The following is a 20436-nucleotide window of genomic DNA, read 5'->3' on the forward strand; positions in this document are numbered from 1 at the left end:
TCAAGCCGAAATGGAACGCAATTTCGGCGCCATTGCCGATCTGGTCCGCCTCCATGCGCAACACACGCCCGACCACGCCGCGCTGGCCGATGCCGGGCGCACGCTGGACTACCGCGCACTCGACGCGCTCATGGACCGCGTCGCGGCCAGCCTGCAGCGCGACGGGCTCCAGCCCGGCGATGCCATCGCCATCTGCGCCTCGTCGTCGGTGAACTACGCGGCGGTGTTCCTGGGCGCGCTGCGCGCGGGCGTCGCGGTGGCCCCGCTGGCGCCAGGCTCCACGCCCGCCAGCCTGGCCCGGATGATCGAGGATGCCGATGCGCGCATCCTGTTCAGCGACGCCTCGGCCGCCGAGGTGATCGGCCCCGCGAAGGAAGGCGGCATTGCACGCATTGCGCTCGACGGCTCGAACGTGGGCCGCGACTTCGAAGGCTGGCTCGCGCCGGCAGGTGTGCAGCCCAAGGCCGTGGAGACGCAGCCTTCGTGGCCCTTCAACATCATCTATTCGTCGGGCACCACGGGCGAGCCCAAGGGCATCGTGCAGGGCCACGGCATGCGCTGGGCCCACGTACAGCGCGGCGCCAAATACGAATACGGTCCCGACACCGTCACGCTGCTGTCAACGCCGCTGTACTCCAACACCACGCTGGTGGTGTTCTTCCCCACCATCGCCTTCGGCGGCTGCGTGGTGCTGATGCCCAAGTTCGACGCGCTCGGCTACCTGCAGCTGGCCGAGCAACGCCGCGTGACGCACACCATGCTCGTGCCGGTGCAGTACCAGCGGTTGATGGCGCATCCGCGCTTCGACGCGCACGACCTGTCGTCGTTCCGCTTCAAGTTCAGCACCAGCGCGCCCTTCAACGCCGCGCTCAAGGCCGACGTGCTCAAGCGCTGGCCCGGCGGGCTGATCGAGTTCTACGGCATGACCGAGGGCGGCGGCACCTGCATCCTGGAGGCGCACCTGCACCCGACCAAGCTGCACACGGTAGGCCAGCCCGCCGAGGGCAGCGACATCCGCCTGATCGACGAGGAAGGCAACGAACTGCCGCGCGGCAACACCGAGGTGGCCGGCGAGGTGGTGGGCCACTCGGGCGGCATGATGACCGGCTACCACCGCCAACCCGAGAAGACGCGCGAGGCCGAATGGTTCGACGCCACCGGCAAGCGCTTCATCCGCACCGGCGACGTGGGGCGCTTCGACGCCGACGGCTTCCTCACGTTGTTCGACCGCAAGAAGGACATGATCATCAGCGGCGGCTTCAACATCTACCCGAGCGACCTCGAGGCCGTGCTGCGCGGCCATGCGGCGGTGGCCGACGTGGCGGTGATCGGAGTGCCGTCGGAGCAATGGGGCGAAACGCCAGTGGCCTTCGTGGTGCGCCGCGAGGGTGACAGCACAACCGAGGACGCGCTGCTGCAATGGACCAACGCCCAGCTCGGCAAGACGCAGCGACTGGCACGTCTCTCCTTCATCGAGGAGCTGCCGCGCAGCGCCATCGGCAAGGTGCTCAAGCGCGAACTGCGTGAACGCGGTGGATGAAATCCCTTCGCGGTCAGCTGGTCTTCTTCTGGATGCTTCTGTTCGGCATGTGCGCCGCCCTGGCCGTGGTGATGCTCACGCTCTACCGAAGCAGTGCCGGCGCGCAGGTGGCTGCGGGGCGCGCTGCGACCGAGCAGTCGTGCCGCGCGATCGCGGCGCGCTATGCCAGGTCGGCGGCCGCACCTTCCCCGGCGCAGCCGCAAGTCGATCTGCTGCAGGTGCTGCTGCAGCTGGTGCTGATCGAATCGCCCCATGTCGAGGGCGGCGTGTGGCAGGCCGCCGGCGGACAGCTGGCCTATGCCTACCCCACCTACGAAGGCAGCGGCGTCAAGCGCGACGTGCCCGTGGCCGAGCAGCCGCTGATCGCCGAGATGGCACAGCTCGCGGCGCGCACCCGGCAGCCGCAGACCGATGTGGTGCGCGGCAGCCGTGAGGCGCTGATCGTCTCGGCCTGCCCGCTGGCCGCGCCGAGCAACGACCTGGCGGCGTGGACCATGACTCGCACCAGCAGCGGCGCGCTGGCCGCGCAGGACAGCCTGCGCACCGGCCTGAGCGTCCTGCTGGCGCTGGTGCTGGCATCGGGCCTTTGGCTTGGCTTCATCCTTCGACGCGGACTGCGCCATGTGCAGCGCCTCGAAACCCGGCTCGCGCAGGCCGATGCGGACGGCGATGCCATGCCCGAGCTGCCGCGCACCGGCGTGCACGAACTCGACCGCATCGTCGACGGCTTCAACCGCTACCGCCTGCGCTTCGAGGAGGCGCGCATGAACGTGCGAGCGGCCGCTCAGCAGCACAGCCGCGACCAGCGCCTGGCGGCGCTCGGCCGCATGACCGGCGGCATCGCCCACGAGATCCGCAACCCGATCGCCACGATGCGGCTGAAGGCCGAGAACGCACTGGCCGCCGCGCCCGAGCGGCAGGGCCAGGCGCTGCAGGTCATCGTGGGGCAGATCGACCGGCTCGACGGCCTCGTGCAAAGCCTGCTCGCGCTAGTGCAGCCGGTAGCCCTCGCACCGGCCGAGGTGGCGCTTCATCGCTGGCTCGAAGAGCGCGTGGCCGCCGTCGCGCCGAAGGCAGCGGCGGGCGGCGTGCAGATCTCGCTGCATCACGACTTGCCCGCCAGCGCCGTGTTCGACCCGGTACACCTTGCGCGCGCCGTCGACAACCTGCTCGACAACGCCGTGCGCCATGCGCCGCGCGGCGGCCACGTGGTGCTGGCCGTCGTGCAGCCCGATGCGCGCATGCTGCTCATCCGCGTGGACGACGACGGCCCGGGCGTACCCGAACCGCTGCAGGCCAGCCTCTTCGAGCCCTTTGCCACCGGCCGCGCCGACGGCACCGGGCTGGGCCTGGCGCTGGCGCGCGAAGTGGCGCTGGCGCACGGCGGCGAGCTGCATCATGTTCCCATGCAACCGGGCACCCGCTTCGAACTGGAGCTTCCGTGGCGCACATCCTGATCGTCGACGACGACAACGCCTTCCGCGACACGCTTGCCGAAACACTGCAGGGCCTCGGCCACGGCGTGGTGGCGACGGCCAGCGGCGCCGAGGCGCTGGAAACGCTGTCGTCGTCGCGCGAGCGCTTCGACGCCGTGTTCCTCGACCACCGCATGGCCGGCATGGATGGCCTGCAGACGCTCGCAGCCATGCAGGCCAGGCTCGTGCGCCTGCCGCCGGTGATCGTGCTCACGGCGTTCGCGAGCGCGGGCAACACCATCGAGGCGATGCGCCTGGGCGCCTTCGATCACCTGGCCAAGCCGATCAGCCGCGAGGCGGTGCGCGAGGTGCTGGAACGCGCGCTGCAGCAGCACGCGGCAGCGTCGCCCTCCGGTGTGCCGCAGGACGGCGACGGCAGCAACCTGATCGGCCCGAGCCACGCGATGCGCGAGGTGCACAAGCGCATCGGCCTGGCCGCCGCCAGCGCGATGCCGGTGCTGGTCCTCGGCGAAACCGGCACCGGCAAGGAAATGGTGGCGCGCGCGCTGCACCGCCATTCGGCCCGCGCCGGCCGGCCCTTCGTGGCCGTCAACTGCTCGGCGATTCCGAAGGAGCTGCTCGAAAGCGAACTCTTCGGCCACGTGCGCGGCGCCTTCACCGGCGCGAGCGGCGAACGCCCCGGCTGCTTTCGCGCGGCCGATGGCGGCGTGCTGCTGCTCGACGAGATCGGCGACATGGCACTGGACGTGCAGGCCAAGATCCTGCGTGCGTTGCAGGAGGGCGAGGTCACGCCGCTGGGCAGCCACCGGACGGTGAAGGTCGACGTGCGCGTGATCGCCGCGACGCACCGCGACCTGGCCGCCGCCGTGCGCGAGGGCCGTTTTCGCGAAGACTTGCTGTACCGGCTCGACGTGCTGTCGATCCGCATGCCGCCGCTGCGCGAGCGGCTGGCCGACATCATCCCGCTGGCCGAGCACTTCCTGCGCCGCGCGGCCGCATCCGATGCGCCGAAGGCGCTGTCGGCCGAGGCCGCGCAACGGCTGCTGAGCCACCCATGGCCCGGCAACGTGCGCGAACTGCGCAACGTGATGGAGCGCTGCCATGCGCTGGTACGGCACCGCGTGATCGGCGCGGCGGACCTGGCCATCGGACCCGGGGCCGCGCCACGCGGCGAAGCGTCCGACACGGTGCCGGCCGAGTGGCTCGAAGGCGAACTGCCCGCCGCCGTCGAAAAGCTCGAGCGCCTGCTGATCGCCCACGCGCTGGCCCAAACGCAGGGCAACCGTGCCGAGGCCGCACGCCGCCTGGGCATTCACCGTCAATTGCTCTATCGCAAGCTGACGCAGTACGGGATCGACTGAGACGAAGCGTCCGGAAAGCGGACGCATGGTGTCCCCGGATCATGCGGCCGCCGCCCGCACGGTGCGCGCAAGTCGTTGATTTCAAAGGGTTCATGCGCTGGCACGTTGTGTGAGATGTCGATGGGGTCTCCATTCCACAAGGAACCGTCATGACCTCCCGCCTCGCCCTCACCGCCGCCTGCCTGCTGGCCGGCAGCGCCGCCTTCGCCCAGCTGCCACCCGCGCCGCCGCACGGGCCCATGCCCCCGCCGCACGGCGCCATCGCATTCCAGGCCGGGATGGTTGCCACCGGCCGCGTGCAGCAATGGCTGATCAACCCGAACGGCGAGGCCGATGGCCTCTTGCTTTCCGATGGCACGCAGGTCGCCTTTCCACCGCACCTCTCGGCCGCCATGATGCAGATGCTCAGGCCCGGCGACACGGCGCAGGTCAGCGGCTGGCGCGCCCCCAGCGTGCCGGTGGTGCGCGCACAGACCATCGGCGCCAACGGCCGTAGCGTGACCGACCAGCCGCCGATGCCGGGCATGGCCCCGCCGCCGCTGCGCGACCCGGGCACGCTCGTGGCCATGTCGGCGGGGGGCCGCATCGAGCGCCTGCTGTACACCGACCGCGGCGACGTGCACGGCGTGGTGCTCGCCGACAAGACCATCGTGCGCTTCCCGCCGCACATCGGCGCGATGTACGGCGCCCAGCTGCAGCCCGGCGCGCAGTTGCATGCGCGCGGCTGGGGCACGCGCGGCGCACAAGGCACCGCCCTCGAAGCGACGAGCCTCGGCCCGACCGCCGACACGGTGCGCGAAGTGTTCGGCGGGGCCGGTGTCCCCTGGGGTCCGCGCGGCGCCGGTCCCATGCCGCCCGCCGCGCCGATGATGATGCCGCCCCCGCCAGCGCCCGCTTCCTGATCCCCGCACCGGCCCGCCATGACCACCGCCGCCCCCTCCCGCCGCAGCCTGCGCGCACTCGACGCACTCGCCTTCTTCGCGCCCGACATCCAGGGCGGCGTCGGTCCGTTCCTGATCGTCTTCATGGCCGGCACGCTCGCCTGGAATCCGCAGCGCATCGGCACCGTGATGTTCGTCTCGGCGCTGGTCGGGCTGGCGATGCAGGCGCCGGCCGGCGCGCTGATCGACAGCGTGCGGCACAAGCCGCGCTGGATCGCCGGGGCCATCGCGCTCATCGCGAGCTGCCTCGTGGTCATGGCGAACTGGCCGGGATACGGCGTCATCCTCGCGGGACAGTCGCTGATCGGCGCGGCCGGCACGCTGGTTGCGCCCGCCATCGCCGCCATCAGCCTGGGCATGGTGGGCCGTGCGGGGCTGGATGCCCGCATCGGCCGCAACGTCGCGATCACGGCGGCCGGCACGGTGCTGTGGGCACTGGGCACCGGCTGGGTGGGCCATGCCTTCGGGCCGCATGCGATGTTCTTCTATGCGGTGGCGATGGCGCTGCCGACCATCGCGGCGGCGCTCGCGATCCGCCACCGAGACATCGACCTGCGCCTTGCGCGCGGCGCCGATGCGCACGCCGGCGGTGCGCCCTCCACGGCACGCTGGCACGACCACCGCCTCTTCGTGCTGCTCGCCTGCGCCTTCCTGTTCCACCTGGCCAATGCCGCGATGCTCACGCTGGTGGCGCAGAAGGTCGGCACGCAGTCCGGCAGCTCAGCCACGCTGTGGCTCTCGGGCGGGGTGATCGTCACGCAGCTGGTGACCATCCCGATCGGCCTCGCGGTCGGTCGCTGGGCGCCTCGGCTCGCGCGCAAGCCGATCTTCCTGGTCGGCTTCGCGGTGCTGCCGGTGCGCGGGCTGCTCTACCTGCTGGCCGACAGCCCTGCCGCGCTGCTGGCGCTGCAGGTGCTCGACGGCATCGGCGCGGCCGTCTTCGGCGCCATGTTCACACTGATGATCGGCGACCTGACGCGCGGCAGCGGCCACTTCAACTTCGCGCTCGGCCTCGGTGGGGCCTGCGTGGGGCTGGGCGCTGCGCTCAGCAACCTGGTCGCGGGCACGGTCGCGCACCTGGCCGGCTACGGCACGGCATTTGTCATGCTCGCGGGCATTGCGGCCGGGGCCCTGACGCTGTTTGCCCTGGCAATGCCCGAAACTCGCCACCGGCCTCGTTCTTCTCCCGCGAGCGCGCCGGCCGCCTCCGCCCTGACCACCACCGCCCCATGACCAAAGACACTGCGCCCGTCCTGCCTCCTGCCGCCCCCGACGACAACGCCCCGTTGCCGCACGAAAGCGGCGGCAATGGCCTGCTCTGGGTGCTGCTGGCGGTGGCTGTGGTGTTCGCCTTCTTGCGGCCGCGCGCACCGATGGACTGGCTCGCGCTGGTCGACTGGCAGACCGTGGGAGCCCTGGCCGGGCTGCTCGCGATCACGCAGGGGGTGGAGAGGAGCGGCATGCTGCAATCGGCCGCGCAGCGCCTGCTCGCACGCACCACCAACCTGCGCCAGCTCGCGCTGCTGCTCACCGCCACCGCCGCCGTGCTGTCGGCGCTCGTCACCAACGACGTGAGCCTGTTCCTGCTGGTGCCGCTCACGCGCGTGCTGGCCACGCAGGCGCACCTGCCGCTGGCGCGGCTGGTGGTGCTGGAAGCGCTGGCGGTGAACGCGGGCTCTGCCCTCACGCCCATCGGCAACCCGCAGAACCTGTACCTGTGGCACCGCACCGGCGAGAGCTTCGGCGGCTTCATGGCCATGATGGCGCCCACGGTGCTCGTCATGCTGCTCTGGCTGGTCGTGGCCGTGTGGCTGCTGGCGCCGCGAACGCCGATCGCGCTCAAGCCCGCCGCCGAGCCTGCCGCGGTGCGGCCGCGCCTGCTGGCGCTGTCGGGCGTGCTGTTCGTGGGCTTCGTTGTCGCACTCGACCGGCACTGGCTGCTGGCGGGCCTGGCCGTGGTGTTCGGCGCCTACCTGCTGTTCCAGCGCCGCGTGCTGCGCGATGTCGACTGGGCGCTGCTGGCGATCATCGCGCTGATGTTCGTCGACCTGCGCCAGCTCGCCGAGCTGCCAGCCGTGGCCGCGACCGTGGGGCGGTGGCCGATTGCCGAAGGCTGGCGCGCATACTTCGCGGCCATCGTCACCTCGCAATTCATCAGCAACGTACCGGCAACCATCCTGCTGGACCGCTACGTGCACGACCTGCCCGCGCTCGCGGCCGGCGTGAGCGTGGGCGGCTTCGGCTGCGTGCTGGGCTCGCTGGCCAACCTGATCGCGCTGCGGCTGGCCAAGGTGCCGCACGGGCTGCGCGAGTTCCACCGCATCAGCATTCCGTTTCTGATCGTGTGCGCGGCGTCGGCGGTGCTGCTGCGGCTCGGTTGATGGCGCCGCGCGCGCCTATGGCGTGGCGTGCCGCGGCCGGCAGCCGGCCGCCTCGAAGAGGCTGCGCGGACAATACGCAAGAACATGTACACCCCTGCCTCTTCCCCGCCGACGAGCCACGCACTCTCGCTGCGCAACTACGGCGACTCGCACGGCAGCCACGCGCACGACCATTTCCAGGTGCTGATCGGCCTCGACGGCGTGCTGGAGATCGAAGTGGAAGGCCGCGGTGCCGGCATCGGCGTGGGCGAGGCGCAGGTGGTCGCACCCGGCGACCGGCACGACTTCAGCGCGCGCAAGCAAGGCAGCGTGTGCCTGGTGCTCGACACCACACACGCGGCATGGGCCCGCTGCGCCGAGCGCGCACCGCCCGGTGCGCCGCAGCTGCACACGCTGGCGCGCTACCTGGCGCAATGCCTGCGGCAGCCGAAGGCCTCGGCCCTTGCCCTGCAGAACGGGCCCGCGCTGCTGCTGGAAGCCTGGAACCCCGAGCCGCCCTCTCATTCGGATTCACGCCGCCGTCGCATCGACTGGCCTGTGCTCGCCGACTGGGCCCGCGCCCGCTGGCACGAACCGCTGGGCGTGGCCGACCTGGCCGGTGCCGCCTGCCTCAGCCCGAGCCAGTTCGCGCAGCGCTGCCGAGACGAACAGGGCATGGGCGCGATGCACTGGCTGCGCTCGCTGCGGCTGGCGCATGCACGCGAGCTGCGGCTCGGCGGAATGAGCGTGGCGGAGACGGCGCGCCGCACAGGCTATCGCTCGCCATCGGCGCTCACGGCGGCGCTTCGCTGCTGACTTCGGCATTTCTCCCTCCCCCGCTGTGGGAGGGCCGGGGTGGGGGCACGGCGGCTTCGGAAACGGCGCAGCACCTGCTCCAAGGCCTGCCCCCATCCCGACCTTCCCCCAGAGCGGGAAGGAGCAGGAGAGAAAACCATCGTTGCGCGACGACGAACCGTCATTGCACGACGAGCGCATCGCGTAGCCTCGGCGTCCATGTCGTCGACCGTCTACGCCCTTCTCGCCATCGCGCTCTGGACCACACTCGCCTCGCTCGGCACGGCCTTGTCCCACCTGCCCCCGTTCCTGCTCACCGGCCTCGCGCTCATCATCGGCAGCGTGCCGAGCTGGCCGCTCGTGCTGCGCGACCGCCGCGCCTGGAAGGTGCCGCCGCGCACGCTGGCGCTGGGCATCTACGGCTTGTTCGGCTATCACTTCCTGCTGTTCATCGCGCTGCGCTACGCCCCGCCGGTCGAGGCCAACCTGGTCAACTACCTGTGGCCGCTGCTCATGGTGGTGTTGGCGCCGGTGCTGCTGCCGGGCGTTTCGCTGCGGCCGCTGCATCTGGTGGCGGGCTTGCTGGGCTTCGCGGGCGCGGCTGCCGCGATCCTCGGCGCAAGGGTTGGCGCCACGGCCGTCGCCGGCTACTGGGGCTTCCTGCCGGCGCTGGCCTCGGCTTTCGTCTGGGCCAGCTACTCGCTGTGGACGAAGCGCGTCGCGGCCTTCCCGACCTCGGCGATCGGGCTGTTCGGGCTGGTCTCGGGCCTGCTCTCGCTGGCCTGCCATGCGGTGCTCGAACCTTCCGTGACGCTGTCGGGCCGCGACTGGCTGCTGCTCGTGCTGTGCGGCCTCGGTCCGCTGGGCGCGGCCTTCTTCGTGTGGGACATGGCGCTCAAGCGCGGCGACGCGCGGCAGATCGGCATCCTGAGCTATATCACGCCGCTGGGCTCGACTGCGCTGCTGCTGCTCGTCACCGGCAGGCCGCTGACCTGGACCATCGTGCTCGCGGCCTGGCTCATCATCTCGGCCGCAATCATGGGCACCCGCGCACGCTGAATCAGGCTGTATCCGACGGATTGCCCGCTTTTTTCTGGCTAGAGTGGGGGCCAAGGAAAAAAAGGAGCCAATTCCCATGGACAGCAAGAACAAGAGCGAGGATTTCGAGATCACGCCCAAGCTGGTGTTCGACCTGAACCTGGCGCTGTACCTCGACCTCGTGGCCGCGCTGGAGGGCGCGGGCGCCGTCACCTACCGCCAGATGGCGGCCCGGGTGCTGAACATCAGCATGGACGCGCGCAGCGACGGCGAAACCGGCCTGTCGACGGTGCTCGAAGGCATCGCCAAGGGTTTCGCCGGCCACGGCGAAGGGCTGTCGATCGAGCTGCTGAAGGCCGCGCGCGGCCTGCGCGAGGACGAGGCGATGGGCGACATTCCCATGCGCCCCGACGAAAACTGAGCGCAGGCTATTTGTAGTCGAGGGTGAAGGTGGCCGTGCCGTCCGCACGCCCCGGCGTCACCTTGTTGCCCGTCTGGTAGTAGCGCGCGGTGTACGGCAGCACATAGTCGCCATTCTTCGACGGGCCGACCAGCGTGTCTTCGCCGAACTTCACCGGCACGCCCTGGTTGTCGACCACCTGGATGCCCACGCCAGTGGCGGTGCCCGAGCCGCCCTGGGTGATCTTCAGGACGCCCTGTTCGTTCGACGGGTCCTGCGTCGCATCCATCCGCAGGTAGACGGTGTTCTGCGTGTTCTGCCCGGCCTGGCAGCTGAGCTTGATGTTGAAGTTGCGGTCGCCGGTGGTGGAGCCCCTGCCCTTGAAGTTGCTCTGGGGCACCCTCCCGAACTGCACCGAAACGTTCCGGGAGCCCAGGTCCACCGAGCATGAAGGCGCGGCGATGGTGATGCCATTGCCGGAGAGCACGGTAGTCAGCATCGACACACCGTCGCCGTCACCGTAGTAGCGGGTATAGGTCCCCGAGGCCAGTGCCCCGCTTCCTGTAACGGCCGCTGTTTTTATCAGCTCGACCTGGAACTGCGTTCCCAGCGGAAAGTAGATGTAGAAGGGTCCACGCGGAAGCCGGTGCGGGTAGTTCACGGTCAAGGTTGCGTCGATCACTCGCGACAAGCGGATGCCGATACCTGGCACCGCCGTCGAGTAGGTCGTCGGATCGCTCGGTATCGGTGCTCCCAGCAGCATCTCCCCGATGAGCGTGCCGCCGCCCCGGGTGCAGTCGAACATGTACTCCGACGTGCCCCTGGTTGGAATAGGAAACACCTTCCTCGCAATCACGGCTCCGACAGGCAGATCATTGGAAATGATCACTTTGCCCATGTCCATGGTGATGAACTTCTCCGCCGCACCTGGGTAGCGCGTGCACGCCGCCCAGGCGCCTTGCGCGCCGAGCAGCGCCGCCGCTGCTGCAACGGCGATACGCATGAGGCCAGAAGAAATGCTGTGGCTCATTCCGTTCCCTTTGGTTGTTTGTCGTTTGGCGTGGGCGCGGTTGTGGTGGTATCGCATTGCCCGCTCAGCTCGCGGATCGGCGGTGGGTTCTTTTCTTCGGGAAGGCTGTAGGGCACGACGCACTGGTCGGCCTTGCCGGTCCCCCACCGCACGGTCAGGCGGCCGGTGCTGCCCGCGCCGGTGACGAAAGCCTGCCCCTCGGGACCGACCACGCCGACTTCCTGGCCCGCCTCGTTCTCGACCTTCGAGCCCAGGGGCAGCATGCGGCCGCCCGGATCGGTCAGCGTCATCAGCAGGCGGAAGCCCACCGAGGTCTCGAACTTCGCGTGCACCACGGCGCCGCGCGTGGGCACCACCTCGGTCGCGGCGTTCTTCACTTCCACCGTGTCGCCGAGATCGGCCGTGCGGATGGCCAGGCGGTTCAGGCGGTACGGCGTCAGGTTGGGAACGACGGCATTGCCGGCCCGGTCGGTTGCCACGCCGGGCTGCGACTCGAAGCCCACGCCCTGCGCCCCTGGCGCCCGCACCAGCGCCACGGTTTCGCCGAGCGGCTGCGACAGCGTGACGCCGCCGCCATGGAACAGCACCCCACCGGCCATGCCGAAGGTGCTTTGGCCATAGCCGCGGCCCGTCGAGTGGCCGACGTCGAAACGCCCGACCGGCGACAGGTAGCTCGCACCCGCGCTGCCGCTGTCGCTACCGCCCCCGTTCGCATGGCCGGCCGTCACGTTGTAAGTCAGGCGGCTGTCTTCGAAGGCCGAGCCATAGACGCTGGCCTGCTGGTTGACGCGGCTGCTGCCGTCGCGGGTCACGGCGTACTGGGCGCTGGCGCGGGTGTCGCCGAGCGGAACGGTCAGCGTGAACATGATCTGGCGGCTTGCCGGCCGGTTCAGGCTGGTGGTGTGGTTGTAGAACACGCTGTAGCCGAACTGCTTGTAGTTGCCCGAGTAGCCCAGCTGCACCAGCCGGTCCTTGGCAGCGGTGCCCCAGTAGCTCTGCTGGCGTGCGGACGCGTACACCGTGCCTTGGTCGCCGAGTTGCTGCGAGAGTTCGAAGCGCACCTCGTTGCGGCGGCTGTTGAACGATTCGAAGGGTTGCAGGTCCTGCATCTGCACCGCCTCCTGGAAGGTGCGGTAGCCGCTGGTCGAATAGCGGTAGCCGGCCACGCGGAAATTGGTGCCCGAATCGAGAAAGGCTTTCGAATAGAGGAAGCGCAGCGACTGCCCGCCGTATGTCCTCACGCCTTGGGCGCGGGTGCGGTCGGTGGTGCGCGCGCTCGACAAGTCGACCGACACGGCCCCGAAATCGCGCAGGTTCTTGCCCACGCCCACGAGCAGCGACTGGTACATGTTCGCCATCAGCGCGCCGCCGTAGAGCGAGAACTCGTTGCCCAGGCCGCGCGCCAGCGTCGCCTGCATGAAAGCCGGCTGCGAGAGGGAACGCCGCATGCCCGGTGTGCCGCCGTGATAGCCGTTGCGGTATTTGCCCGCGGTGGCCGAATAGCGCCAGGTACCTTCGCGCAGCAGCGTGGGCACGGCCGAGAAGGCCTGGGTGTACCGGGTCTGCCGGCCGTCGGCCTCGGCGATGGTCACCTCGAGGTCGCCGCTCGACGCGGTCGGATAGAGGTCGTCGATGACGAACGGGCCCGGCGCCACGAAGGTGCTGTAGACGACATAGCCGTTCTGGCGCACCGTGACGCGTGCGTTGGTCTGCGCCACGCCGCGGATGGTGGGCGCATAGCCTTGCTGGCTGTCGGGCAGCATCGCATCGTCGGACGACAGCTGCACACCGCGAAACGGCAGGCTGTCGAAGAAGTTGCCCGGCGTGTTGCCGTCGCCGATCAGCAGCCGGCCGTGGATGGAGGCGAGGTCGCGTTGCGCGTAGGTGCTGATGCCCTGCCAGCGGCTGCGGCCGTCGATGCCCCGGTTGTAGGTCGAGAAGTGGCGCAAGCGCCAGTCGCCGTGGTTGAAGCCGGCGCGCAGGCCCGCGAACAGGGTGTTGCGCTGGAGGATGTTCCTGTTGCGATCGGCAAAGGGGTTGCCGTCGAACACGCTCTGCGGCACCGCAAAGGGGTTGGCATCGTTGCGGTAGCGGTTGCCGCTGTAGCGCGCGAAATTCAGCTGGTAGTCGAACATGCCGGCGGTGATGCCCCTGTCCCATTTCTCGGGACCGACCGCGCCGCGCGCCGAGCGCTTCAGCGCCGCCTGCGGAATGCTGACGAACAGGCGCTGCTTGCCGCCGTCGTAGGTGAACGCCGCATCGGGAATGGTCGCAGCCAGGTCGACGCAGGCATCGTCCGCAACGTTCGCCAGCGCGGGGAACACCGACACGTTGACACCCCAATCGTCGAGCATGGGGCGCGTGAGGCAGGGCACGGCGTCGTTCCTCCCATCCTTCTCGACGAAGCGGATTTCGGTCTGTCCGGCGCCGCGTTCGTTGAGCGACACGTCGACCATGTACTTGCCGGCCAGCACGCGGTTGCCGAAGGAGAAAAGCGACAGGTCCGCATGCGGCTGGTCGCCGCCGATGCCGAGGAACTCTTCATTGAAGCTGGAGCCGGCCACCTGCTGCTGCGCATGGCCGGGCAGGCCCATGGCGCCCAGCAAGGCGGCGCATATCGTCAGCCGGAACAGCGCGTGGAAAGCGGGTGAGCAACGCATGGCGGTTCATCCCTCGCGTCTCAAGGCTTCGCACTGCGCGCGGGCAGCGGCACCGGCTCGGCACCTGCGGGCACCTTGACGAACTCTTCGGGCGACTCGCCGCCGTAGTCGTTGAGCGTGGTGAAGCTGACCTGGACCGCCTGCGGCGTCTTCACGGCGCTCAGCGGATACGCCATTTCGCCGAACGGCGGCACCATGTCGGCATTGATCAGCTGCTGGCCGTCGTTGACGTTCAGCGCGGTGAAGGTCACGTGGTAGGCCGTGGGGTTGCCGACCTTGAGCACGGCGCCCTGCCCCTGCGCACCGGCGCCGACCGCCCACTTGAGCTGGGCGCGCGATTCCTCGGGCTTGCCCGCGAGCTTCGCAGGCCGGTAGAACAGCTTGATGCGGCTGCGCACCGCAATCTGCAGCACGTTTTCTTCCTTCGGCTTCTCGGGAATCTCCTTGACGTTGAGCCAGAACACCGACTCGCGGTCGGCCGGCAGTTCGCCGCCCACTCGCATGATGCGCAGGATGTTTTCCATGCCGGGGTCGAGCCGCGACAGCGGCGGCGTGACGAGCAGCGGGGTCTTGTTCCTGCCTTCGCCGGCATCGATCCAGGCCTGGACCACGTAGGGCGTGGTGCCGGTGTTCTTCACCGGAATGGAAGCTTCGCGGTCCTTTTCACCGAGGATCACGCGGGTGCCGCCGAGCATCACGCCCGCGCCGGCCGGCCACTGGAGACCCAGCATCAGCAGGACGGCAAGAGCCCAGCGGAAGCGATTGTTGCTGCACATGAGAAAAAGTCCTTGGCGCGAGCGAGATGCGCAACGCACGCACCCCGGCACGGCGGCGCATCGCGGCACCGCCGAGAAAACGGGAAAAAGGGAAATGCCGGCGCCGGCCGGGGACGCGGAGTCCGGGCTCGGCGCCGGCGAAGGGGGCTACTTACTTGTAGGCAACCGTGAACTGCGCGACCGAGTTGGCCGGGCCGACCGTCACGGCCGTGCGGGTCGCGACGTACGCAGCCTGGAACTTCAGCGAGTTGTCACCGAGGCCCAGGACGTATTCGCCGGACGGCGAACCCAGCGCGATCTTGGTGCCGGCGGAATCGCCAAGCTCGATCGCCACGCCCGAAGCCGCGCCCACGCCCACCTGGCCAGAGTTGGCCACGCGCAGATAGCTGGCGTCGTCGAGGTCGGCGGTGCCCGAGAAGGTCACGGTCGCACCCTTGGCGGTCGCGCCGCAACCCAGCAGGTCGATCGTGAAGTGGGCGGGCGTGGACTTCTTGCCGATCGTCGCGGTGCTCACGGGCGGCGTACCGCTGACAGTGCCGAACACGGTGCGCGAAACCTTGCCCAGCGGCACGGTCATGTTCTGGCTGTTGGGCGAAATCGAGCAAGGCGCGTCGACGATCTCGCCGGTGAAGTTGACGGTGCCGTCCGCCGCGAAAGCGCCTTGCGACAGCATGCCGGCCACGGCCAGCGTTGCGAGTTTGACGAAGATGGTCTTTGGCATTTGCGTTCCCTGAGTATTGATATGACTATGTAACTACCTGCTTTTCGGCAAGGCAGCCGCAGTCTAGGGACTCAAAAACGCAAAATGGGTGAAGTTAGTGGAGTTAACTATAGTTAATAGTCTCTTTCGAATAACCGTGAAATAAGCCACCGCTACCGGAAATCGGGACGCTATTCGTCAGCCACCTGCAGCACCAGCTTGCCGAAGTTCTCTCCGGCGAACAGCTTGTTGAGCGATTCCGGGAAGGTGTCCAGGCCCTTCACCACGTCTTCCTTGCTCTTCATGCGCCCGTCTTTCAGGTAGCCGGCCATTTCGGCGATGGCGATGTGATAGCGGTCGGCGTAGTCGAACACCACGATGCCTTCCATGCGCGCGCGGTTCACCAGCAGGCTCAGGTAATTCTTCGGGCCGGCCGCCGGCATGCTGTTGGCGTTGTTGTACTGGCTGATGGCGCCGCAGATGATGATGCGGGCCTTGCGCGCGAGCCGCGCCAGCACCATGTCGAGGATCTCGCCGCCGACGTTGTCGAAGTAGATGTCCACGCCCTTCGGGCAATGGGTCTTGAGGCCTTCGCGCACCGCACCGGCGCCGGCCTTGTAGTCGATGCAGGCGTCGAAGCCCAGCTCCTTTACCACCCAGTCGCACTTGGCGGCGCCGCCGGCAATGCCGATCACACGGCAGCCCTTGATCTTGGCCAGCTGGCCCACGGTCTGGCCCACGGCACCGGCCGCGCCGGAAACCACCACGGTCTCGCCCGCCTTGGGCATGCCCACGTCCATCAGGCCGAAGTAGCCGGTCATGCCGGGCATGCCCAGCACGTTGAGCCACTGGGTGATGCTGCCCACGCGCAGGTCGATCTTCACCAGGCCGTTGCGCTTGACTTGGTCTTCGGGGATCAGGACGTATTCCTGCACGCCCAACGTGCCGTAGACGGTGTCGCCCACCGCGAACTGCGGGTTCTTCGAGGCGACGACGCGGCCGACGCCGCCGGCGCGCATCACTTCGTCGATGCCCACGGGCGGGATGTAGCTCTTGGCGTCGTTGAGCCAGCCGCGCATGGCCGGGTCGAGCGACAGCGACAGCGTCTTGACCAGCACGCCGCCCTCGGCCGGCTCGCCGACGGGTTCGGTGGTGAATTTCCAGTTCTCGCGCGTGGCCGCGCCTTCGGGACGTTTGGCGAGGCGGACCTGGTGGTTGGTGAGGGGGCTGCTCATGGTGTCTCCTTGACCTTGAATGCCGGACGCTGGCACGGAGGCGCATCGTAGCCGCGGGCCACAGGCGCGCTGGTAGCGCAGGCGACAGCACCCGCCGGCCCGCCAGCTCCGCCGGGCGTCAGGCCAGCCGGACGACGATCTGCAGCCCGGGCTCGGCGTTGCGCACGGTCAGCTCGCCGCCGTGCGCTTCGGCGATCAGCCTGCACAGGTACATGCCAAGGCCAACGCCGCCGGTGGCGCGCGCCCGCGCGCCGTCGGTGCGGTAGAAGGGCTCGGTCAGGCGCCCGAGCTGTTCGACGTCCACGCCGGGGCCGTGGTCGCGCACCTCGATCTCGATGCCCTGCTTCTTGCCGTCGAGTACCGCGCGCAGCGACACGCACGGCGGCCGCGGTGCGTCGGCGCTGTAGCGCAGCGCGTTGTCCAGCAGGTTGCGCACCAGCAGGCGGATGCGCATGCGGTCGACGGCATGCGGCGGCAGGCCATCGGCCAGGTCGAGGTGCACGTGCTGCGCACCAGGCATCTCGGCCACGATCTCGCGGATCAGCGCCGCGAGGTCGACCGGCTCGCGCAGCAGCGCCACGTGCGGGCTCGCGAGGCGTTCGCTTTCGAGCAGGTCGCTGATGAGGTCGCGCATCTCGTTCAAGTCGCGCAGCAGTGCCTCGCGCTCTGCCTGGCCTTCGGGCGTGGCCGGCAGCAGCTCGGCATTGAGGCGCGCGCGCGTGAGCGGCGAGCGCAGTTCGTGGCTCAGCGCGAGCAGCAGGCCGCGCTTGGCATCGAGCATCGCCTGGATGTCGTCGGCCATGGTGTTGATGTGCTGCGCGAGATCGCCCAGGTCGTCGTTGCGGCGCACCGGAATGGGCTGCGTGAACTCGCCGCGGCCGAAGCGCTGCGCGCCTTCGCGGATGTCGATCAGCGGCCGCAGCAGCCGGCTCACGTAGGCATATGCCAGCAGCACGCAGGACAGCAGCACGCCCAGCGTGGCCCAGCCGATGACCCGCGGCGCGAGCTGCCAGAGCTTGGGCGCCCAGCCGAAGATCACGCGGTGTCCGTCGGCGGTGGGCCGGATGAACCACTTGTCGCCTCCGAACGCCTCTTCGCGGTCGTGCATCCAGCCGCCCGGGCTGCTCGCGCCGCGGGGGTTGGAGTCCCAGTTGACCTTGGGGCCGACGATGCGGATGGTGATCGGCAGCCGCGCCACCAGCGCCTGCGCCCGCGCCACGTCGGGCGGCGTGCCGATCTCCGCGACCAGGCGGTCGGTGTAGTCCGTGAGCATCGGCTTGGCAGCCTCGGCCCAGCCGGTGGAAAAAGACTTCTTCATGCCGACCATGAAGACCGCCGCCATCACCAGCGCGAGCATCACGAACATCATCACCAGCCGTATGCGCAGCGAGCGGCGCCAGCGGCGCTTGCCCTGCACCTTCTCGTGCCACTGGGCATGCCATTGCCTGTGCAGCTCGTCACGGCGGCAGGCCATTTCGCGCCACGCCTTGCGCAAACCTCCCCGGCGAGATCTCATGCGGGCTCGCTGCGCGCAACCGCCAGCGCGTAGCCGGCGTTGCGCAGTGTCTTGATGCAGTCCAGTGGCTCGAGCTTCTTGCGCAGCCGGCTCACCACGATGTCGACCGCGCGCGTGTAGAGCTCGGCCTCGTGGCCACGCAGGCGGTTGAGGATGTCGTCGCGGCTGAACACCTTGCCGGGCTCGGCCGCCAGCAGCGCCAGCAGTTCGAACTCGGTGCCGGTGAGCTCTACGCGCTCGCCGTGGCGCAGCACCTGGCGCCGGTCGAGGTCGATAGCCAGGCCGTCGAACACGCGATGCTGCGTGCCGTTGGCCACTGCCTGCGGCGCGGCGCTGCGCTGGCGGCGCAGGATGGTCTGCACGCGCGCCACCAGTTCGCGCGGCTCGAACGGCTTGGGCACGTAGTCGTCGGCGCCGAGTTCGAGGCCGACCACGCGGTCCATGACCTCGCCGCGCGCGGTGAGCATCACGATGGGAATGTCGCTTTCCTTGCGGATCTCGCGGCACAGCTCGAAGCCGTCCATCTCGGGCAGCATGACGTCGAGGATGGCGGCGTCGTAGGTGCCTGCACGCAACTTGGCGAGGCCTTCGCTCGGGCGAACGGCGCTTTCCAGCGTGCAGCCGAAGCGTGCGAAGTAGGTGGTCAGCGGCGCGGCGAGATGTTCGTCGTCGTCGATCAGCAGGATGCGCGGCATGGCGGGATTGTGCCTCCGGACAAGAAGGTGGCGAATGACCTCGCTGACCATCAGACCCGCCGGCATCGCAGCGCCCAGGTCAGGCCCGTCACGAGGATGGAAAGCAGCAGCGCGTGGTAGACCACGTCGGGCACCGTGCGCGGGCCGATGCCCGCGATGATGGTGCCAAGCCCGACCAGCGTGCCCAGCAGCGCGAAGCCCTGGCCGAAGATGGCCGCGCGGCGCGCATGGTGGGGTCGCAGCCAGGTCTCGACCGAGGCCAACACCAGCACGGTGGCGATCACCGCCTCTGCGGTGCGGGCTGCCGGATGCGCGTAGCCGGGCGCGAGGAACCCCGCATGCACCATCGACGCGATGCCCAGCGCGAGCGCCTCTGTCAGCATCCATGCGCGCGCGGCAGGCGCGTGCATGGCATGGGAAGCGCCGTCATCGCGGCTCACCATGGATCAGCCCTGCCGATGCGGCCCAGGTGCGTGGCGGCGAAGCCGGTCGCGTATTTGAGCCCGTAGCCGAGCGCGTGGTCCATGCCGATGTGGGCCAGCCAGATCAGGCTGCCGGCCACCGCCCACGGCATGGCCGCGAACACGCCGAGCGCCAGCAGCAGCACCGGACCGACGTACGAGTGCGCGGCGTTGTAGAGCGCCGCTCCCGTGCGCGGTCCCGCGAGGTAGCCCAGCAGCGAGAGATCGGGCGCGAGCAGCCACAGCGCGAACACGCCCCAGCCCGCCCCAAACCGGGCGTAGGCGGCGAGCGCCACGCCCAGCACCACTGCGCCTTCGAGGCGCAGCAGGGTGCGCACGCCGCCCGCGGCGGGCGCCGCGGCCTCTTCGGGAGACACCGTGGAACCGGCTTCGCCGGGCCACTGGTGTCGCCCCCGGAGAGGGGGGTGGCGCAGCGACACGAAGTGCGCAAAGCCTGGGGGTGAGCCGGTTTCAGCCACGGTGACTCCAGCGGCGGCCGCCGCGCTCCATGAAGTCGCGCACCTTCTGCTGTTGCGCCGCATTCAGGTTGTCATAGAAGTCGGCGGCGGCGGCAATGATCTCGGGGCTGCCGTTGCGCACGGCGGTGGTCTTCTCGTCGACCAGGCGCGCGGCGCCGGCCTGGTCGAGCTTGTTGCCCGCGAACAGCGCCTTGAACTGCGAGCGCGGGTCGCCCGAGCCGCCGGCGCCGCGCATGGCTTCGCGCTGCGCCTGCAGCTTCTCGGCGAGCACGGTGAGCTTCTGCTTCTGGTTGGCGTCGAGTTCGAGCTTGCTGCCCACGCGCTCGACCATCTTCGCGCGGAAGTCGGCGCTGTCGCCGCCCCAGCCATGTCGCTGGCCGGCGCAGCCGGCAATGCTGCCGGCGACCATCGCGGCGCCCGCGAATCCGAAAAGAGTGCGTTTGATCCAGTGCTTCATGATGATTCCTTGCTCGCCCTCGAGTCGCCCGAGGGCATCGTTGGGGGGAGGTCTTACAGCCGGCTGCTCTTGGCGCTGGCGGCTGCGGCGCGCGCGTCGACCGGGTTCTGCATCGTCGAGACGACCCGGCTGTTCACGCGCGAGCCGGACGTCACGTTCTGGTCGGGTGCGGCGGCGGCGCGCACGGCTTCGGCGACGACGCGTGCGCGCTCGGTCGACACGGCCATGCCCTCTGCGCCGCGCGAGCCGCGCACCACGTTCTGGTCGGGTGCCGATGCGGTGCGCACGGCTTCGGCGTTGACGTCGGCGCGGCTCTTGGCCGACACGGCGGGTTGCACGCCCTCGTAGCTTTCGGCCTTGGCGCCCGCGGCGGCGAGCATGGCGAAGGAGCCGACGGCAACGAGCTGGGTCAGGGAGAGAGATTTCATGATGCAGGTCTTTCTTTCGGGGTTGAAGAGAAGACCTGATCGTGCTCGCGGTGCTGCCGCAAGTCCTTTCGCCGCGGTTTCGGCGTGTTTCGTTTCTTTTCACCCGCCGCCGGACGCGGATGAAAAAG

The 20436-nt window shown here is 69.4% G+C and carries 20 protein-coding genes; 9 read left to right on the plus strand and 11 right to left on the minus strand.

Translation table 11 applies throughout. From position 1 onward, the window contains the following. Positions 1–10 precede the first annotated feature (10 nt). The 9 genes from ACEN9N_RS22175 (at position 11) to ACEN9N_RS22215 (ending at position 9892) form a co-directional block, all read left to right on the plus strand. Positions 11–1540: a class I adenylate-forming enzyme family protein gene (locus tag ACEN9N_RS22175; protein WP_495654535.1), complete on the plus strand. Its 1530-nt coding sequence runs from the start codon at positions 11–13 to the stop codon at positions 1538–1540. Then, on the plus strand, positions 1537–2997 hold the full coding sequence (locus ACEN9N_RS22180; protein WP_495654536.1) for a sensor histidine kinase: 1461 nt from the start codon (positions 1537–1539) through the stop codon (positions 2995–2997). Before ACEN9N_RS22175 ends, ACEN9N_RS22180 begins: the two co-directional genes overlap by 4 nt. After that, positions 2982–4337, plus strand: a complete 1356-nt coding sequence (locus tag ACEN9N_RS22185; RefSeq protein ID WP_495654537.1) for a sigma-54-dependent transcriptional regulator — start codon at positions 2982–2984, stop codon at positions 4335–4337. The genes ACEN9N_RS22180 and ACEN9N_RS22185 overlap by 16 nt, the downstream gene beginning before the upstream one ends. Before the next feature lie 149 nt (positions 4338–4486). Beyond that, positions 4487–5239, plus strand: a complete 753-nt coding sequence (locus ACEN9N_RS22190) for a hypothetical protein (protein WP_495654538.1) — start codon at positions 4487–4489, stop codon at positions 5237–5239. 18 nt (positions 5240–5257) lie between these two features. Further along, positions 5258–6511: an MFS transporter gene (locus ACEN9N_RS22195; RefSeq protein ID WP_495654539.1), complete on the plus strand. Its 1254-nt coding sequence runs from the start codon at positions 5258–5260 to the stop codon at positions 6509–6511. Next, positions 6508–7659, plus strand: a complete 1152-nt coding sequence (locus ACEN9N_RS22200) for an SLC13 family permease (RefSeq protein WP_495654540.1) — start codon at positions 6508–6510, stop codon at positions 7657–7659. The genes ACEN9N_RS22195 and ACEN9N_RS22200 overlap by 4 nt, the downstream gene beginning before the upstream one ends. An 84-nt stretch (positions 7660–7743) precedes the next feature. After that, entirely contained in the window at positions 7744–8454 is a 711-nt protein-coding gene (locus tag ACEN9N_RS22205) for a helix-turn-helix domain-containing protein (RefSeq protein ID WP_495654541.1), read from the plus strand. Positions 8455–8652: 198 nt separating this feature from the next. Beyond that, positions 8653–9492, plus strand: coding sequence for a DMT family transporter (locus ACEN9N_RS22210; RefSeq protein WP_413316136.1), 840 nt, complete (start codon positions 8653–8655; stop codon positions 9490–9492). A gap of 76 nt (positions 9493–9568) precedes the next feature. Continuing rightward, complete coding sequence (locus tag ACEN9N_RS22215) at positions 9569–9892, plus strand: hypothetical protein (protein ID WP_007830158.1); 324 nt, start codon at positions 9569–9571, stop codon at positions 9890–9892. Between the two features lie 7 nt (positions 9893–9899). Here ACEN9N_RS22215 and ACEN9N_RS22220 read toward each other — a convergent pair whose 3' ends face one another. The 11 genes from ACEN9N_RS22220 to ACEN9N_RS22270 form a co-directional block, all read right to left on the minus strand. Next, on the minus strand, positions 9900–10901 hold the full coding sequence (locus ACEN9N_RS22220) for a fimbrial protein (RefSeq protein WP_495654542.1): 1002 nt from the start codon (positions 10899–10901) through the stop codon (positions 9900–9902). After that, a complete protein-coding gene (locus ACEN9N_RS22225) occupies positions 10898–13561 on the minus strand; it encodes a fimbria/pilus outer membrane usher protein (protein WP_495654543.1) in 2664 nt (887 codons plus the stop codon). The genes ACEN9N_RS22220 and ACEN9N_RS22225 overlap by 4 nt, the downstream gene beginning before the upstream one ends. A gap of 20 nt (positions 13562–13581) precedes the next feature. Beyond that, positions 13582–14337 (minus strand): fimbrial biogenesis chaperone, encoded by a 756-nt coding sequence (locus ACEN9N_RS22230; RefSeq protein ID WP_495654544.1) that lies wholly within the window; start codon positions 14335–14337, stop codon positions 13582–13584. Positions 14338–14488: 151 nt separating this feature from the next. Then, positions 14489–15058 carry a fimbrial protein gene (locus ACEN9N_RS22235; RefSeq protein ID WP_007830143.1) on the minus strand — a complete coding sequence of 190 codons (570 nt, stop codon included), beginning with the start codon at positions 15056–15058 and terminating at the stop codon, positions 14489–14491. A 170-nt stretch (positions 15059–15228) separates the two neighbouring features. Beyond that, the gene (locus ACEN9N_RS22240; RefSeq protein WP_495654545.1) at positions 15229–16272 is read right to left on the minus strand and encodes an NADP-dependent oxidoreductase; all 1044 of its coding nucleotides are present in this window, start codon (positions 16270–16272) and stop codon (positions 15229–15231) included. Between the two features lie 118 nt (positions 16273–16390). Further along, entirely contained in the window at positions 16391–17746 is a 1356-nt protein-coding gene (locus tag ACEN9N_RS22245) for a HAMP domain-containing sensor histidine kinase (protein ID WP_007830141.1), read from the minus strand. A gap of 38 nt (positions 17747–17784) precedes the next feature. Further along, the gene (locus tag ACEN9N_RS22250) at positions 17785–18483 is read right to left on the minus strand and encodes a response regulator transcription factor (RefSeq protein WP_007830136.1); all 699 of its coding nucleotides are present in this window, start codon (positions 18481–18483) and stop codon (positions 17785–17787) included. Between the two features lie 50 nt (positions 18484–18533). Then, positions 18534–18926, minus strand: coding sequence for a hypothetical protein (locus ACEN9N_RS22255; protein WP_007830132.1), 393 nt, complete (start codon positions 18924–18926; stop codon positions 18534–18536). Continuing rightward, the gene (locus tag ACEN9N_RS22260) at positions 18920–19321 is read right to left on the minus strand and encodes a DUF4260 domain-containing protein (protein WP_495654546.1); all 402 of its coding nucleotides are present in this window, start codon (positions 19319–19321) and stop codon (positions 18920–18922) included. Before ACEN9N_RS22260 ends, ACEN9N_RS22255 begins: the two co-directional genes overlap by 7 nt. Before the next feature lie 94 nt (positions 19322–19415). Then, complete coding sequence (locus ACEN9N_RS22265) at positions 19416–19880, minus strand: Spy/CpxP family protein refolding chaperone (protein WP_007838159.1); 465 nt, start codon at positions 19878–19880, stop codon at positions 19416–19418. A gap of 53 nt (positions 19881–19933) precedes the next feature. Next, positions 19934–20308 carry a hypothetical protein gene (locus ACEN9N_RS22270; protein WP_007838158.1) on the minus strand — a complete coding sequence of 125 codons (375 nt, stop codon included), beginning with the start codon at positions 20306–20308 and terminating at the stop codon, positions 19934–19936. Positions 20309–20436: the final 128 nt, after the last annotated feature.

The sequence above is a fragment of the Variovorax sp. Varisp46 genome (genome assembly GCF_059491885.1).

What these genes read in the sequence shown, in the direction of transcription:
- ACEN9N_RS22205 (WP_495654541.1), top strand. Translation starts at nt 7,744, where the DNA reads ATGTACACCCCTGCCTCTTCCCCGCCGACGAGCCACGCACTCTCGCTG.
- ACEN9N_RS22240 (WP_495654545.1), bottom strand. Translation starts at nt 16,272, where the DNA reads ATGAGCAGCCCCCTCACCAACCACCAGGTCCGCCTCGCCAAACGTCCC.
- ACEN9N_RS22270 (WP_007838158.1), bottom strand. Translation starts at nt 20,308, where the DNA reads ATGAAATCTCTCTCCCTGACCCAGCTCGTTGCCGTCGGCTCCTTCGCC.
- ACEN9N_RS22250 (WP_007830136.1), bottom strand. Translation starts at nt 18,483, where the DNA reads ATGCCGCGCATCCTGCTGATCGACGACGACGAACATCTCGCCGCGCCG.
- ACEN9N_RS22195 (WP_495654539.1), top strand. Translation starts at nt 5,258, where the DNA reads ATGACCACCGCCGCCCCCTCCCGCCGCAGCCTGCGCGCACTCGACGCA.
- ACEN9N_RS22225 (WP_495654543.1), bottom strand. Translation starts at nt 13,561, where the DNA reads ATGCGTTGCTCACCCGCTTTCCACGCGCTGTTCCGGCTGACGATATGC.
- ACEN9N_RS22200 (WP_495654540.1), top strand. Translation starts at nt 6,508, where the DNA reads ATGACCAAAGACACTGCGCCCGTCCTGCCTCCTGCCGCCCCCGACGAC.
- ACEN9N_RS22210 (WP_413316136.1), top strand. Translation starts at nt 8,653, where the DNA reads ATGTCGTCGACCGTCTACGCCCTTCTCGCCATCGCGCTCTGGACCACA.
- ACEN9N_RS22255 (WP_007830132.1), bottom strand. Translation starts at nt 18,926, where the DNA reads ATGGTGAGCCGCGATGACGGCGCTTCCCATGCCATGCACGCGCCTGCC.
- ACEN9N_RS22265 (WP_007838159.1), bottom strand. Translation starts at nt 19,880, where the DNA reads ATGAAGCACTGGATCAAACGCACTCTTTTCGGATTCGCGGGCGCCGCG.
- ACEN9N_RS22220 (WP_495654542.1), bottom strand. Translation starts at nt 10,901, where the DNA reads ATGAGCCACAGCATTTCTTCTGGCCTCATGCGTATCGCCGTTGCAGCA.
- ACEN9N_RS22235 (WP_007830143.1), bottom strand. Translation starts at nt 15,058, where the DNA reads ATGCCAAAGACCATCTTCGTCAAACTCGCAACGCTGGCCGTGGCCGGC.
- ACEN9N_RS22215 (WP_007830158.1), top strand. Translation starts at nt 9,569, where the DNA reads ATGGACAGCAAGAACAAGAGCGAGGATTTCGAGATCACGCCCAAGCTG.
- ACEN9N_RS22180 (WP_495654536.1), top strand. Translation starts at nt 1,537, where the DNA reads ATGAAATCCCTTCGCGGTCAGCTGGTCTTCTTCTGGATGCTTCTGTTC.
- ACEN9N_RS22190 (WP_495654538.1), top strand. Translation starts at nt 4,487, where the DNA reads ATGACCTCCCGCCTCGCCCTCACCGCCGCCTGCCTGCTGGCCGGCAGC.
- ACEN9N_RS22175 (WP_495654535.1), top strand. Translation starts at nt 11, where the DNA reads ATGGAACGCAATTTCGGCGCCATTGCCGATCTGGTCCGCCTCCATGCG.
- ACEN9N_RS22245 (WP_007830141.1), bottom strand. Translation starts at nt 17,746, where the DNA reads ATGGCCTGCCGCCGTGACGAGCTGCACAGGCAATGGCATGCCCAGTGG.
- ACEN9N_RS22230 (WP_495654544.1), bottom strand. Translation starts at nt 14,337, where the DNA reads ATGTGCAGCAACAATCGCTTCCGCTGGGCTCTTGCCGTCCTGCTGATG.